Annotated in this window: 13 protein-coding genes and 2 pseudogenes; 6 read left to right on the top strand and 9 right to left on the bottom strand. The window is 52.4% G+C overall.

Annotated features, from left to right (window positions below):
* Nucleotides 1-398: 398 nt before the first annotated feature.
* The 6 genes from ACN0SD_RS15260 to ACN0SD_RS15235 all read right to left on the bottom strand — a co-directional run bounded on the left by ACN0SD_RS15260 (nt 399) and on the right by ACN0SD_RS15235 (nt 6,296).
* Nucleotides 399-1,472 (bottom strand): isocitrate/isopropylmalate dehydrogenase family protein, encoded by a 1,074-nt coding sequence (locus ACN0SD_RS15260; RefSeq protein WP_417809088.1) that lies wholly within the window; start codon nt 1,470-1,472, stop codon nt 399-401.
* A gap of 16 nt (nt 1,473-1,488) precedes the next feature.
* A complete protein-coding gene (locus ACN0SD_RS15255; RefSeq protein ID WP_417809087.1) occupies nt 1,489-2,418 on the bottom strand; it encodes an isocitrate lyase/phosphoenolpyruvate mutase family protein in 930 nt (309 codons plus the stop codon).
* Nucleotides 2,411-2,938, bottom strand: a complete 528-nt coding sequence (locus ACN0SD_RS15250; RefSeq protein ID WP_417809086.1) for a 3-isopropylmalate dehydratase — start codon at nt 2,936-2,938, stop codon at nt 2,411-2,413. The genes ACN0SD_RS15255 and ACN0SD_RS15250 overlap by 8 nt, the downstream gene beginning before the upstream one ends.
* A complete protein-coding gene (locus tag ACN0SD_RS15245) occupies nt 2,935-4,152 on the bottom strand; it encodes a 3-isopropylmalate dehydratase large subunit (RefSeq protein WP_417809085.1) in 1,218 nt (405 codons plus the stop codon). The genes ACN0SD_RS15250 and ACN0SD_RS15245 overlap by 4 nt, the downstream gene beginning before the upstream one ends.
* Nucleotides 4,152-5,297 carry a LeuA family protein gene (locus tag ACN0SD_RS15240; protein WP_417809084.1) on the bottom strand — a complete coding sequence of 382 codons (1,146 nt, stop codon included), beginning with the start codon at nt 5,295-5,297 and terminating at the stop codon, nt 4,152-4,154. The genes ACN0SD_RS15245 and ACN0SD_RS15240 overlap by 1 nt, the downstream gene beginning before the upstream one ends.
* A 108-nt stretch (nt 5,298-5,405) precedes the next feature.
* A complete protein-coding gene (locus ACN0SD_RS15235; protein ID WP_417809083.1) occupies nt 5,406-6,296 on the bottom strand; it encodes a LysR substrate-binding domain-containing protein in 891 nt (296 codons plus the stop codon).
* Nucleotides 6,297-6,403: 107 nt separating this feature from the next.
* Between ACN0SD_RS15235 and ACN0SD_RS15230 the strand changes: the two genes are divergently transcribed.
* From ACN0SD_RS15230 to ACN0SD_RS15220, 3 genes are all read left to right on the top strand, one after another.
* Nucleotides 6,404-6,556 carry a DUF1127 domain-containing protein gene (locus ACN0SD_RS15230; protein ID WP_417809082.1) on the top strand — a complete coding sequence of 51 codons (153 nt, stop codon included), beginning with the start codon at nt 6,404-6,406 and terminating at the stop codon, nt 6,554-6,556.
* A 3-nt stretch (nt 6,557-6,559) separates the two neighbouring features.
* The gene (locus ACN0SD_RS15225; RefSeq protein WP_417809081.1) at nt 6,560-7,399 is read left to right on the top strand and encodes an EamA family transporter; all 840 of its coding nucleotides are present in this window, start codon (nt 6,560-6,562) and stop codon (nt 7,397-7,399) included.
* A 138-nt stretch (nt 7,400-7,537) separates the two neighbouring features.
* On the top strand, nt 7,538-8,374 hold the full coding sequence (locus ACN0SD_RS15220) for a DUF4147 domain-containing protein (RefSeq protein ID WP_417809080.1): 837 nt from the start codon (nt 7,538-7,540) through the stop codon (nt 8,372-8,374).
* Between the two features lie 474 nt (nt 8,375-8,848).
* On the opposite strand, the gene ACN0SD_RS15215 is transcribed toward ACN0SD_RS15220, so the two are convergent.
* Both ACN0SD_RS15215 and ACN0SD_RS15210 read right to left on the bottom strand, forming a co-directional pair.
* Entirely contained in the window at nt 8,849-9,298 is a 450-nt protein-coding gene (locus ACN0SD_RS15215; RefSeq protein ID WP_417809079.1) for a hypothetical protein, read from the bottom strand.
* A gap of 113 nt (nt 9,299-9,411) precedes the next feature.
* Entirely contained in the window at nt 9,412-10,059 is a 648-nt protein-coding gene (locus tag ACN0SD_RS15210; RefSeq protein ID WP_417809078.1) for a hypothetical protein, read from the bottom strand.
* A gap of 381 nt (nt 10,060-10,440) precedes the next feature.
* On the opposite strand from ACN0SD_RS15210, the gene ACN0SD_RS15205 reads away from it, so the two are divergent.
* The 3 genes and pseudogenes from ACN0SD_RS15205 (at nt 10,441) to ACN0SD_RS15195 (ending at nt 11,884) form a co-directional block, all read left to right on the top strand.
* Complete coding sequence (locus ACN0SD_RS15205) at nt 10,441-10,689, top strand: type II toxin-antitoxin system prevent-host-death family antitoxin (RefSeq protein WP_417809077.1); 249 nt, start codon at nt 10,441-10,443, stop codon at nt 10,687-10,689.
* A complete protein-coding gene (locus ACN0SD_RS15200; RefSeq protein ID WP_417809076.1) occupies nt 10,686-11,078 on the top strand; it encodes a type II toxin-antitoxin system death-on-curing family toxin in 393 nt (130 codons plus the stop codon). Before ACN0SD_RS15205 ends, ACN0SD_RS15200 begins: the two co-directional genes overlap by 4 nt.
* A gap of 88 nt (nt 11,079-11,166) precedes the next feature.
* Nucleotides 11,167-11,884 (top strand): annotated as a pseudogene (locus tag ACN0SD_RS15195) (IS6 family transposase).
* On the opposite strand, the pseudogene ACN0SD_RS15190 reads toward ACN0SD_RS15195, so the two are convergent.
* Nucleotides 11,885-12,404, bottom strand: a pseudogene (locus ACN0SD_RS15190) (integrase core domain-containing protein); the annotation flags it as partial.
* Between the last annotated feature and the right edge of the window lie 2 nt (nt 12,405-12,406).

Here is a 12,406-nt window from a genome sequence, read left to right as displayed (position 1 = left end):
ACAGCTCCGACCGTACTGCAATTAAGGGTACAGTATGGTAATTAACGGTACAATATGAAAATTAAGGGTATATGCGGCCATTGATAATACGGGATAATTTCAGACCAAATTCTGATTAATTAGGGTACAGTGACACCAGCAGTCAAAAATGATCGGTCGGTGCTTTGCGTGATATTGCTGCGGTGACCTACCAAGGTGGCACGACATCTGCGCGCCACCCCGGCTTTGCTTACAGGCACTGTGTTCCGCCGTGGCGGCCACCGTATGAACGCCCTCATCCCTTGCTGTGGAACGTCGAGGACCTTTGACTGAACGCGGCAGATTTTCTAAATCTTATCAAGGCTTGGTACCAAGCAATTCCGGTCTAATCGTCACGCATATCTAACCTAGGCCCGATCTCAAGCCGATGCTACAGCAACAGATAACGCGCGGCAAACTGCGCTGGCAAATTCGTTTGTTGACCTTCTGCCGCCCACATCCCGAGTTCTATCACTCGGCTGGGCCAGAACTTCTTTGACCGCCGACTTTATCGCTGTTCCAGCCATGAGGTATGGCTTACGCGACGCCGACGATTGGTTTCCATACCAATCCAATAACATTGCTGACGACAAAATGAGAGCCGTTGGGTTGGCAATATTTTGACCAGCGATATCTGGCGCGGAACCGTGAGACGCCTGCGCTACCGCAAAGTCATCTCCGACATTTAGCGACGGTCCCAAACCCAGTCCACCGGACAGTTCGGCAGTCAGGTTAGACAAAATATCGCCAAACATATTGCTGGTCAAAACAACGTCAAACGCAGACGGGTCGCGAACAAGCAGTGATGCTGCGGCATCCACAAGAACCTCTTCCAGTTCTACGGTAGGAAACTGGTTTGAGACCTGGCGAACCTCATCGAGGAATAGGCCATCGGACAGCTTGAGAACATTGGCCTTATGAATGACAGAAACCTTCTTTCGTCTTTCTGCCGCCAATTCGAATGCAGTCGTTGCCACTCTTCGTGTTGCCAACCTAGTAATCTTACGAAGTGCGAATGCAGAATCGGGGTCGGGCATGAATTCACCCGCCCCTTGGTACATCGTTCTCACAGCATAGAATCCTTCGGTGTTCTCACGGACAACAACAAGATCCATTGCGCGGCCAGTTTCGCACAGCGAAGCACAGGGTCTGATGTTGGAGGTTAAATCTAGTTTGGTCCGAAATTCAGAAGACAGATTTATCCCCCCCTTATCAAGCGGTGGGTAGGCGTATGTCGAGAGCGGGGCGAGAATTGCTCCATCGCACTCCTCCACCAAATCCCAAACCACAGAAGGGGCTGTTGTGCCATGCGCATCCAACTCTGATAGTCCCACTGGCTGTACTTCAACATCAAGGTCGAGACTCAGATGATCGCGGACTGTCGTTAACACGGTATTCGTAGCCGCCGAAATCTCGGGGCCGATCCCGTCACCGGTAAAAAGAACTATTTTCATTGTTTTTTTCGCCTTATCAAATTTGGGTGTCTCGCTCTATCGCCGCATAGTAGCCAGTCTGGGCAAAGAGCTCCTTCACAGGCGTAATATTATTGTCCAACACTCCGGACATTCCACTCTCAAGAAGTCGTTGACATGTTGAACTCATTGCCAAATGTGCGGCTCTCAAGAGGTGGTTGGCGTGAACGATGATGTCGAACCCTCGCTCAAACAGCTCATGCACACCGACGTTGTTGTAGGTCGTCGGAACACACATCAAGGGAATGTGTCGGTCCAACTTTTCCTGAAGCTTCTTGAAAGCTTCGGCAAAAGCGAACACCTCGTCCGGATTGCTGCTCTTTGAGTGAATCATGATTCCATCTGTACCCGCTTCGATATAGGTTTCCGCGCGAGCCAAGGCATCAGAGAGATCGCCACCAGCCACAAGACTTTCAAGCCTTGAGATAAACATCATCTCATCAGTGGCCATAGCAGATTTCGCTCTGCTGATCTTTCGGGCAAAGACTGTAGGATCTTCAAGATGATCCAGTTCTGTGCCGTCGAGACTGTTACGCTTGGGATGCCGTTTGTCCTCGACCACAACGGCAGAGACACCTAATATTTCGAGTTTGCGGACAAAATACTCCAAGCAAACGGCATCACCGCCAGTATCTGCATCAACCATTACAATCTTGCCACTCGCGAAACAAATCTCCTCAATCATCTCTAACCGTCGCTCCGCAACATAGATTTCCATATCGGGTAGCCCGCGAGATGCCGAGCAGGTGAGGCTCGAAACCCAATGCCCGTCAAAAGTCTGCCCAGTCGTCGAAACAGCGTTCTCGGAGATCATTGTAGATAGACCGTTATGGGCTTCGCAAAGCACAATCGGGCCTTGCTCACTCAACTGTCTCCGAAGTTCACCGCGGCGGTTCTCAGGCAGGCTGTTTTTCTTTTTCTCAAACATGGTTGGTACTCCCGTTGCCATGAAGCGGTTGTTTGTCGATCCTGCGAAGAACCGAGGGGATCAACCCGCCTGCTGCCACCATGTCCAACATACGTTGTGGTGGGGGAGTAAAGTTCACTACGGTATCGGCACCAATAAGGCTGCCATCACCAATGTTCACGACAATATTCTCGCCTTCGGCGAAACGCAGGGCATCGGCTTCAATGGCGAACATACCGAGATTCCAGCAGTTGCGGAAAAAGATGCGCCCAAAACGAGGGGCAACTATCACGGTAACTCCGGCTGCAAGCAAAGAGCTTACCGCTTGTTCTCGGGAACTGCCAATTCCAAACGTATCGTCAGCCACAATAAGATCGCTGGCATGAAAAGTGGCGGCTAGGCCGGGAAAGCGATTTTCAAAAACGTGCTGGGCCAACTTCGAAGTGTCGGTATGCATGTGTTTGTAGCGCCCCGGAATGATATCGTCGGTTGAAATGACACCCGATATACGGCGCGTGCGGACATTAAGATTTTCGGTCATAATAAATCCTCCACCGAAGGAATTCGTCCATGGACAGCGGTGTGCGCCGCGACGAGTGGAGAAGCCAGATAAATTTCGGCTTCAGGGTTTCCCATCCTTCCAAGAAAGTTCCTGTTCATGGTTGACAGAATTCGATCACCGTCGGCAGGAATACTACCCTGAGTGCCAAGGCACGATCCGCAGCCTGGGGGCGTTACAACAGCCCCTGCTTCGGTGAGCGTGCTGATATACCCTTTCTCAATGGCTTTAAGATACACATCCTTTGAGCCAGGTGTTATCAGGCAATGCACCCGGTCACTGACCTTTTTGCCCGCAAGCTGATGAGCGACGTCTGCGATATCTTCCAGCCTGCTATTCGTGCAGCTGCCAACAAACACATAGTCGATCTTAGCGTGGTTCATCTCGTCAATCGGGACAACGTTGGATGGGGAATGCGGTTTAGCGACCATCGGCGGCAAGTCGGTGATATCAACTTCGAGAACCGTTCCATTTGCCTCGGGTGAGATGGGGCGCATGCCATGAGGCCGCCCCGGTCCGTCCGGTAAGAATACGCACTTGGCACCTAATTCAACACCGAGACTAGCAACCGTGGCAGCACTATCGAGTGACAGTTCAGAGACCCACGGACCCATCCACTCAACCGAGCGGTATAAGAATTGTTCTTGCCCAAGCGTTGCCAAGACGTACAGAACGACATCCTTCGCTTTGGTAATCGGCAATGGTTTGCCTTTGATATTCAACCAGACCGTTTCAGGCACCTTGAGCCAAGCCTCACCCGTTATCATTGCTGCTGCAATGTCAGAGGCACCCATGCCCAAAGCCAAGCTTTGCACGGCCCCACCGGTACATGTGTGCGAGTCAGAACCCATCACAATCCGCCCAGGGCTAAACCAACCGTTTTCCATTGCTACAACGTGGCTGATGCCCGCACCCTGAGGGTAGACTTGGACACCCAACCGTTCGGCAAAAGCATGCGCCTCCTTCAGTCGATTGGCGATTGCGATGTTGGGCGTGATGACAGAATGATCGAAAAAGATACCCACCGCGTCTTTTTTAAAGACAGAGTTGCACTCATTGTCGCTAAAGATTTTGGCTATAGTCGGGGAATTGCCATCCTGAACGTACACTTTGTCAACGTTGACAGTCACGAGCTGGCCCGCCGTGACCGGCTCACCGCTCGAATGCGCGGTGATAATATCGTTCACCAAAGCCATCAATTCACTCCTTCCGGTTGTGAATGCTGCGCGGCGGCGCGATAGATTTCCTGCAGCTTTGCCACCGATACTTCGGCTCCTGTCGCAATAGAAACCGAGCGCACTTGGTCGAGGCAGCCCTGCAGGATATTGTCATTTACAGTAACTCCGGCTTGCTCAAGATGGTATTTGAGCGTGGCTCGGCCTGAATGCTTACCCAGAACCAACCGGCGTCGCCCGCCTACATCACTCGGATCAATTGGTTCAAAGGTCGTTCCAGATTTGATGACGCCATTTACATGAATGCCAGACTCATGCGCAAAAACATTGTCGCCAACAATCGGCTGCCATGGTGGGAAGCTTTGTCCTGTCACTTCAGACAGGGTGCGGGCAAGATTCCAGAGCTTGGTGGTGTCAATACCGACATCCACACTGTGGAAATCACGAAGTGCCAACACCATCTGGGCGAGATCCGGCATACCTGCCCGCTCACCCATGGCATTAACGCAAACGTGAAAATACCGGGCACCGGCTTCCAAGCCAGCAAGTGTATTCGCAACGGCAAGCCCATAATCATTGTGGCAATGACACTGTACGTCGATATCGGACGCGTCTTTCACTGCTTTTACGCGAGATGCATAACCTTTGGGATCAAGTATTCCGATTGTGTCTGACAACCTGATCCTGTCCGCACCGGCCTCTGCAACATGTGCCGCATATTCCTGGAGGAAATCTATTTCGGTTCGACCAACGTCCTCTGCACTTATGGAAACAAATACGTCATTGTCCTTGGCTAGTTTGATGATATCAGACGCAGCTTGGAGTAACCAAGCGCGGTCTTTTCCCACACTGTGTTTCAAATGCACATTTGAGGTGGGCAAACCTATATGAATGGCGCGAAATCCTAGCCCCAAGGTCGTTTCTAGGTCGCTGCGAACGCCCCGGTTCCAGCCAACAATTGTTGCCTCATCTTTACGCTCAAGCATCTGATGAAGTGCTTTCACCTCTTCGCCGCCCATTGCAGCGATGCCAGCTTCCAGCCACTTCACACCAGCCCCAATCAGCGCATCGAAGACTTTGAGTTTTTTCTGCGCAGATAGGGCCACACCGGGAGCCTGCTCACCGTCACGAAGGGTGGTGTCTTCCAAAATGATATTGGGATGCATAGTGGGCTCTCCTTTACAAAAGTGTCATAAAACTGACAACTTTAGAGCGCACAACACCCAACCAAAACAATCGATAGTATCTGACATCGTAAGTGAAGAAACTGCACTTTACTGAAATTCACCTTGTCTTTTAGTTTCATGTGCCTGCTCGCGAAGCCACGAAACGAAGGCTTCAATTTGTGGACCAGAACGAGGGCGATATGCGGCGTAGTAACTGTCGCCGGTTTTTGTGAAACCAAACGGTGCAATCAAACGACCCGCATCGATGTCATCTCTGACAAGCACCCAAGGTGCCATCGCCGCTCCAAGGCCAGCCATCACAGCCTCTAGCATGAAGTAAAAGTGTTCATACTCTCGCCCATCCATAGGCAAATTTGTTTCTACTAAATCACACCAGTTCGACCAGGCATCCTTCCTTGTCTTGGTGTGCAACAACGGAATCGCTCCCAAGTCATCGGGCTGAGAAATGCCGCCATCTGGGGTGATTTGAGGGCTAAGGACAGGGCCCACAGCGTCATCGAACAACAACTCGAATTCGAACTCCGCACGACTGGGATTACCAACGCGGATTGCGACATCAAAATGCTGCTTGGCAAAGTTCACCGGGCCATCATCAGTGGTCAATCGAATGTCGATCTTCGGAAAACTGGCATGAAAGTCGTACAGCCGAGGAATCAACCATCGCATGCTTAGTGTCCCCAAACATGAAACATCTATGATCCGATCTTCCTCTTGCATAGCTTTGTTGACAGCCTGTTCGATGCGATCAAATCCATAGGTCAACGCGGGAAGCAATCGCAGAGCTGCTTCGGTCGGCGCAAGCTTGTTCTTTGGTCCACCAAAAAGGACGATGCCGAGAGTTTTTTCCAGTCCACGTATCTGTCTGCTGACAGCTCCATATGTGACACCCAGCTCATCAGCAGCATCACGCATTCTGCCCAACCGAGCGGTAGATTCAAACGCTCTTAGAGCATTTAGTGGAAGCACACCTCTCTTCATGTGCATATACCTCACTTATAAATTGAGAACTTCTCGCTTTTACTGAAAACTGATCAGTGCAAAAAGACATTAATTCACGAACCAACAATCACCGACGTAGGCTAGATATGGCAAGAGCCCTACTCAATTTGCTCAACCTTTGGGCGAGAAATCGCCGAACACGGCGCGCTCTGTCAAAACTCAATCACAACCAATTGGAAGATATCGGAGTATCAAGAAGTGCTCAAAGGCAAGAACTCACCAAGTGGTTTTGGGATTAACTGATGCAGACACATGTGTTCATTGCGATCTTGGCTGCGGCACTTCTTCACGCCGGTTGGAACTCCATCGTTAAACTTGACCTCGACCGCCGGATTTCAGTGCTTTTGCTTGCGATCGTCCAGGCGATTGTCGCCCTACCAATTCTGCCGTTCGTGCAACAACCCACAAGCGCGGCATGGGGGTGGATCGCAACAGCCGCCCTTCTGCATACCGGATATAAGATTTTCCTTGTTGAAGCTTACGCCAGAGTGGACCTGAGCCAGGCCTATCCACTGGCAAGAGGTTCAGCGCCCCTTCTCGTCACCCTCTTTTCTGTCTTTGTACTCGGTGAAACATTTGATAGCGCCAGCTTGCTTGGGATTGGCCTGATATCAACTGGCGTGTTCCTGATGGCGGTAAAAGGTGGACATATAGATCGCATACAAGGGATGGCTTTGTTCTTTGTGGTTGGCACCGCTGGGTTCACTGCGAGTTACACATTGGTTGATGGAATAGGTGCTCGTATCGCTGGCACATCTTCAGGCTTTATATTGTGGATGGTGATCGGCGATGCCATCGGGATGATTTTTTATACTCTGATGACCACCGGTTCTGTAGCATTTCGTCGGCTCAAGCCGTCATGGAAAACGGGACCGGCAGCTGGCCTAATGTCCCTTGGCTCTTACTGGATTGCTGTTTGGGCCTTTACTCAAGCACCTATTGCACTTGTGGCCTCGCTTCGCGAAACAAGCATCTTATTTGCCATCCTGATTTCAGCCTTTGTCTTAGGCGAGAACGTAAGTCGTTGGAGATGGGCCGCAGGTATTGCTATTTTTGCGGGCGTGGTGTCGATCAAGGCATAACCAAGGGCTCACCCTCTCATACAACTTTCCAGATCAGTGCGATTTTCTCACTGACGGAATTCAAAATTGTCGATTGCTTCTTGTCCACCATTGCTGCTTCATTACGAAATATCGCGACTTGGTCAGGAGGCCGATGGCATGCCGCTAAAGAAATTATCTTCGCCATTGTACCCGGCAGAATCTGTCAACCAGGTTCCTTTGCCTCTGGCAGATCAACTTAAGCAAAGGAAATCCGAGTCTAGTGCCGCTCAGCGAACGATAGTCATCGCGGCAGGCCACGATGCCTGCGTAATGATTGAAACGGCTCTTAGTGTATTCGAGGGCGTATTTGCGGAAGATGCCATCGCTGTAACAAGCCATAGACACTTCCGTGAGGTTGATGGTTGCCAAGTTTTCGCGGCATCGCATCCAATACCTAACACTGAAGGCCTCAATGCTGCGAAGCGCGTGTCTAATAAACTTGTAGATTGCGGGATAGGCACAAGGGTAATTGCCCTCGTGAGCGATGGTGCGTCAGCACTGCTTCCATCACCGGTTGCCGGGCTAACTCTTGGTGACAAGATCGAGGTCAATGATCTTCTGTTGAATTCAAAACTAGAAATCCATGAAATAAATTTAGTTCGACAGTCACTTTCGACACTAAAGGGAGGGGGTTTTCTTCGGCTTGCTTACCCAGCGGTCGTTCACTCGTTTTCAATAACACGGCAACGAATTTATGATCCTGCCGTCATCGGTAGCGGTCCCAGTGTTGGTACGCTCGGGACGGTTGCGTGTGCTCGAAGACTCCTAATCGAAAAGGGTTTGTTCATTCGCTTGCCACGCGCCGTCCGTGAATACTTCGAAAACTCTAGCGTCCCGTTAGAATTGCCTCTGGCACCCAGAGCCAGGTTGGTTTCCTTAGCGCCTCCAACATGGCCAAGACCGACTAAAAAAGAACAACGAACCGTAGCAGAACTCACGGTCGTTCAATTCTAGGCCTTCTACAGTGTTCATTGAGATCAACCATTCCTGAGTGACGATCCCCGTCACAAATTTTGCCCGGCATTCTTGCCGGGTATTTTTTGCCGGTTTGAACATACACAACCTGCCCTGTCACCTTGAGCTCGAACCGGGCATTCGTTGCATATTGCACGAATGCCCGGTTCTTGCTGAAAAGGTTAACTTTTGACGCGAAGGTCAAATTCGTCTGACGTTCGATACTTGCCTGACAGGCGCATCGCATGGCGATGCTGCCGAGAGGGGACCAACAGACCACCCTGAGGCTACATGGAATGGCAGCTTGCGCAGATGATTTGCTGTTCGTGCGCAACAGGGTATATTTTTAGGCACTCATAATTTCGCCTGCAAATAGGCGGGGCAGAGGGGCAAGATAGCGTGCCACTTGACACCTGAAAAACACACACTGTGTTTGCAGCCCGGCGTGAAACCGGGCTGCGAAGGCTTCTGAGTTCACGAAACGGATTGCAGTAATCGCAGAGCCACAAGACGATCGAGTGCGAGGTTGCGCTGAAGTTCGAAAGTGCGAACGCGATCGCGCAGGCGGGCAATCTGCTCCCCCTTTTCGGTGTAGCGCGTTACTTCTCGATATTCGCCCTCAGAGCCGCCAGGCCCGTAACGCGTTTCAACGTAGTCAAAATCGGGGCCGATGATTTCGGGCGCGAGACGCTCTTCGAGAAGATCAAACAACTGCGTCAACCCGGTGTTGACGTCGGTGTTGAACACGTCGCGTTGTTGGAGATGTTCGAGCAAGCTCGCAACTTCGTCGCCGCGTTGGATTTTGGTCTCTGACAAATGTGTGGGCACCAGATCCGCGATTTCGCGGGCGCGCGTGATGACATCTGCGAAGAGCGACGTTGTTGTGTCTTTCTTGGCGATTAGGCTTTGAGTATCTTTATTCATCTTTGTGATCCTTTTATGCGTATTAAATGTGCCCAAAATGGGCTGGAGGCTTTTCTGGAACAGAAGAGATTCGGCCACGGCATCCTTGCGTGAGCGCCCGAAGCGATAGCGGCTCAACGCGGAGCGTGAATTCTGAGCGGATCGAGAATCCGCGGAGCCTGGATGCGTTCAAACACGGTCGGATTGACGGGTGTGCGCCGCCGTTTGTTGAGAACACGCGAATGAGTGATCTGCTCATTGCGGTAATCTTCGGCGATGTCGGCATCTGCTTGGATTCGCGCCCGGACTGCATCGAATCGCACGTTCAACGCCGGGGCGAGATGCCCGACCAGACGTGGGACGGTAGCGCCCGACGACAGGCCAGGGTTACATAGCGACACAGAGAGCCGTCGCGATCCAACAAAGCGTGTCGGCCCTTTCAATCCGCTCGCCACAATATCTTCCGGCTTACGAACGTGAATCTCATAGCCCCGATTGGCTCGCGTCATCGCGCTTGTGCCGTAGGCAAGTTCGATGAAGGTTTCTCCGAAGATCTCGTGCTTTTCGAGCACGAGACAGGGCCGTCGTTTCGCGCGCAAATCGCCGTCTTCTTTAACCGGAAAGCGAAACAGAACGATATCGCCACAGCGCAATTCGGTTGCCGGAATGGGGCTTTGTTCGAGTTTGATGGGATGAGTTTGGTGGAACATTGATTTCTCCAATTTTAAGTGTTGAGACGCCAGCTTCTGAACCTGTTCCGCACATCGGTTGTGCAGGATCATCGCTCTCTCGCGTGCGTCAAAGAGGCAGCACGTGAGAGAGCGATGATCTGCGCCATCATTTCATCTGACGCAGTATTTGCGACAGAGCTATATGGGGCGGTGCTCCGCCGGCCCCAAACCCCACCAGACCAGGGCAATGCCCTAGGCCAAGACCGCCATGCGTTCCCGTTCGCTCTCAGAGTCGAGCCAGCCGGTCAGATCGAAGCCCGCGACTTCAGCGTCGGTGCTGCCCCCGGTTTGGAACGTGTCGGCTGCGTTCACGCCGAAGATCCAGCCGTAGCGACCCACCCGAAACTTTGCGGCACAACCTTTGTTGAACGGGTTGGTTTACTGAAAGCCTATGGACAAAATGGATATTTTAGCCATATATCGTCCGTAGAAATGGAGTGCATCATGACCCGAGTTACAGCAACAGAGTTCAAGAACAACATCGGCGCTTTCAGCGATGCCGCTATGAGCGAGCCTGTGATTATTACCAGCCATCAGCGGGATCGCCTCGTGCTTCTGTCTGCGGATGAGTACCGCCGTTTGACAGGCATATCAGAGGGCATCACAGACGACGATAAAGCTCGCATCACCAGCGGTCTCGAGCGCCATCGCAACACCATCATGGAGTTGGCGAACAGATGACCAAACCCAAGTGGATCAACCGCCAACAGGTCGAGTTTATCCACGAGGCAGTGATTGATATGGGTGGCGGTGCGCATGGTTTGCGAGACGTTGCCTTACTTGAGTCCGCCCTTGCCCGACCGCAAAACCAGCACGCGTATGGTGAAATCGACACATCTCTACTTGCGGCGAGTTATGCCGAAGGCATTTCCCGCAACCACGCTTTTGTAGATGGGAACAAACGCACGGCCTTCTATGTGGCCGCTGACTTCCTTGAACAAAACGGCCATCTATTGCAAGCGAGCGAGGGTGTCGAACATGCGGAGATGATGGAGTTGCTCGGGCAAGGCAAACTGACCCGTGAGCAAGCAGCAAACCATCTGCGTAAAAGCTCGCAGATAGTCAAATAGAGGCTGTTTCAAAAACGAGGGTTTTAGGAACGGTCTTGAAGGCGTCGCCAAGGTGTTTGCCGCTTTTGACTTGGGTAACAGTTGAGACATGAAAAAGCCGCCGTCACTGCCGCGCCTGAAGGGCTTTCGTTTTCCCCGCGATCGTCGCCCATGCGGTCTGGGCCTACCATCGCTTTGCGCTCAGCACGGCGGATGTCGAGGGCCTGTTGGTGGAGCGCGGTGTCATCGTCAGCCGCGAAGCCATTCGTCTTTGGCTCAACCGGTTTGGTGCGCATTGCGCCGCCTGCATCCGGCGGAACCGGCTGCGTCCAAACGACAACTGGCACCTGGACGGGGTCGTGCTCCCGATCAACGGAGTGAAGCACTGGCTCTGGCGGGCCGTCGATGGCAAGGGTGATACACTCGGCATTCTTAAACACGCCGCAATGGCAAAGCCGCCAAGCGATTTCTGATATGGCTGATCGCTCAATTCGGCCAGCCAAAGGGCATCATTCCCGACACCCTGCGCAGCGACATCAGGCCGATCGCTCAGCAAACTCAAGGTGTCAATCACCGAGCCCACAAGGGCCTTAACAACCGGATCGAAGGAAGTCACTGGCCGAGGCGGCGACGAGATAAAATCATGGGCCGGTTCAAGTCGCCAAGACAGGCACAGCGTTTCCTTGCAGCCCGTGGCCATCCTCTCATTGCTGCAAGCAGCAACTGCAGGGCAGTGGATCAACACGATCTTCAAACCCCGCCGTTATCGCCTCACCGCTACATCCTGTCGCCACGCCCGGGCTGATGCATGCAGCCTGTGTGATTGATTATGCTGCTTGTTTTTGATGTTGCAAGCGGCGTTGGCGGATTGTCAGTTTCTTGATCTTCTCCCTTTCCCTGAGAATGGCTTTGTCGCGCCCGAAGTAGGCGTCGGCCGGTGTGACGTTGTTCAGGCTCTGGTGGTAGCGCTGGTTGTTATAGTAATCGACGAAGGCCCCGATCTGGCGTTCAAGGTCGCCGGGCAGGTAATAGTTTTCCAGCAGCACACGGTTTTTCATTGTCTGGTGCCAACGTTCCGCTGCCAGGCAGCGGTTTACCGTCAAACCGCGAGAGGGAATTTTACCTTGGGTTTGTGGGTGGAACGGCGCGCCACGGACATACTTCATGTTTTGCCCTTCCAACCATTGGGCCAAATCACCGGAGATGTAACAGGAGCCATTATCCATTGCCCGGCAGTGCATGTTTACATGCACGAGAGGGGCTGAGCAGACGCGGCTTGTGGCGCACAACCGCCTGATCGCAGCCCGATGCTGTCAGGGCCAGCTCGATCGTGTCGGTCACATCCTCAA

Source organism: Thioclava sp. (assembly GCF_048263065.1).
Taxonomy (GTDB): domain Bacteria; phylum Pseudomonadota; class Alphaproteobacteria; order Rhodobacterales; family Rhodobacteraceae; genus Thioclava.
Note: the sequence above shows the minus strand (reverse complement) of the source record. Positions and strands in the feature narration are given on the sequence as shown.

Coding starts and splice junctions, on each gene's coding strand:
- ACN0SD_RS15260 (WP_417809088.1), bottom strand. CDS start 1,472: ATGAAAATAGTTCTTTTTACCGGTGACGGGATCGGCCCCGAGATTTCG.
- ACN0SD_RS15255 (WP_417809087.1), bottom strand. CDS start 2,418: ATGTTTGAGAAAAAGAAAAACAGCCTGCCTGAGAACCGCCGCGGTGAA.
- ACN0SD_RS15250 (WP_417809086.1), bottom strand. CDS start 2,938: ATGACCGAAAATCTTAATGTCCGCACGCGCCGTATATCGGGTGTCATT.
- ACN0SD_RS15245 (WP_417809085.1), bottom strand. CDS start 4,152: ATGGCTTTGGTGAACGATATTATCACCGCGCATTCGAGCGGTGAGCCG.
- ACN0SD_RS15240 (WP_417809084.1), bottom strand. CDS start 5,297: ATGCATCCCAATATCATTTTGGAAGACACCACCCTTCGTGACGGTGAG.
- ACN0SD_RS15235 (WP_417809083.1), bottom strand. CDS start 6,296: ATGAAGAGAGGTGTGCTTCCACTAAATGCTCTAAGAGCGTTTGAATCT.
- ACN0SD_RS15230 (WP_417809082.1), top strand. CDS start 6,404: ATGGCAAGAGCCCTACTCAATTTGCTCAACCTTTGGGCGAGAAATCGC.
- ACN0SD_RS15225 (WP_417809081.1), top strand. CDS start 6,560: ATGCAGACACATGTGTTCATTGCGATCTTGGCTGCGGCACTTCTTCAC.
- ACN0SD_RS15220 (WP_417809080.1), top strand. CDS start 7,538: ATGCCGCTAAAGAAATTATCTTCGCCATTGTACCCGGCAGAATCTGTC.
- ACN0SD_RS15215 (WP_417809079.1), bottom strand. CDS start 9,298: ATGAATAAAGATACTCAAAGCCTAATCGCCAAGAAAGACACAACAACG.
- ACN0SD_RS15210 (WP_417809078.1), bottom strand. CDS start 10,059: ATGATCCTGCACAACCGATGTGCGGAACAGGTTCAGAAGCTGGCGTCT.
- ACN0SD_RS15205 (WP_417809077.1), top strand. CDS start 10,441: ATGGAGTGCATCATGACCCGAGTTACAGCAACAGAGTTCAAGAACAAC.
- ACN0SD_RS15200 (WP_417809076.1), top strand. CDS start 10,686: ATGACCAAACCCAAGTGGATCAACCGCCAACAGGTCGAGTTTATCCAC.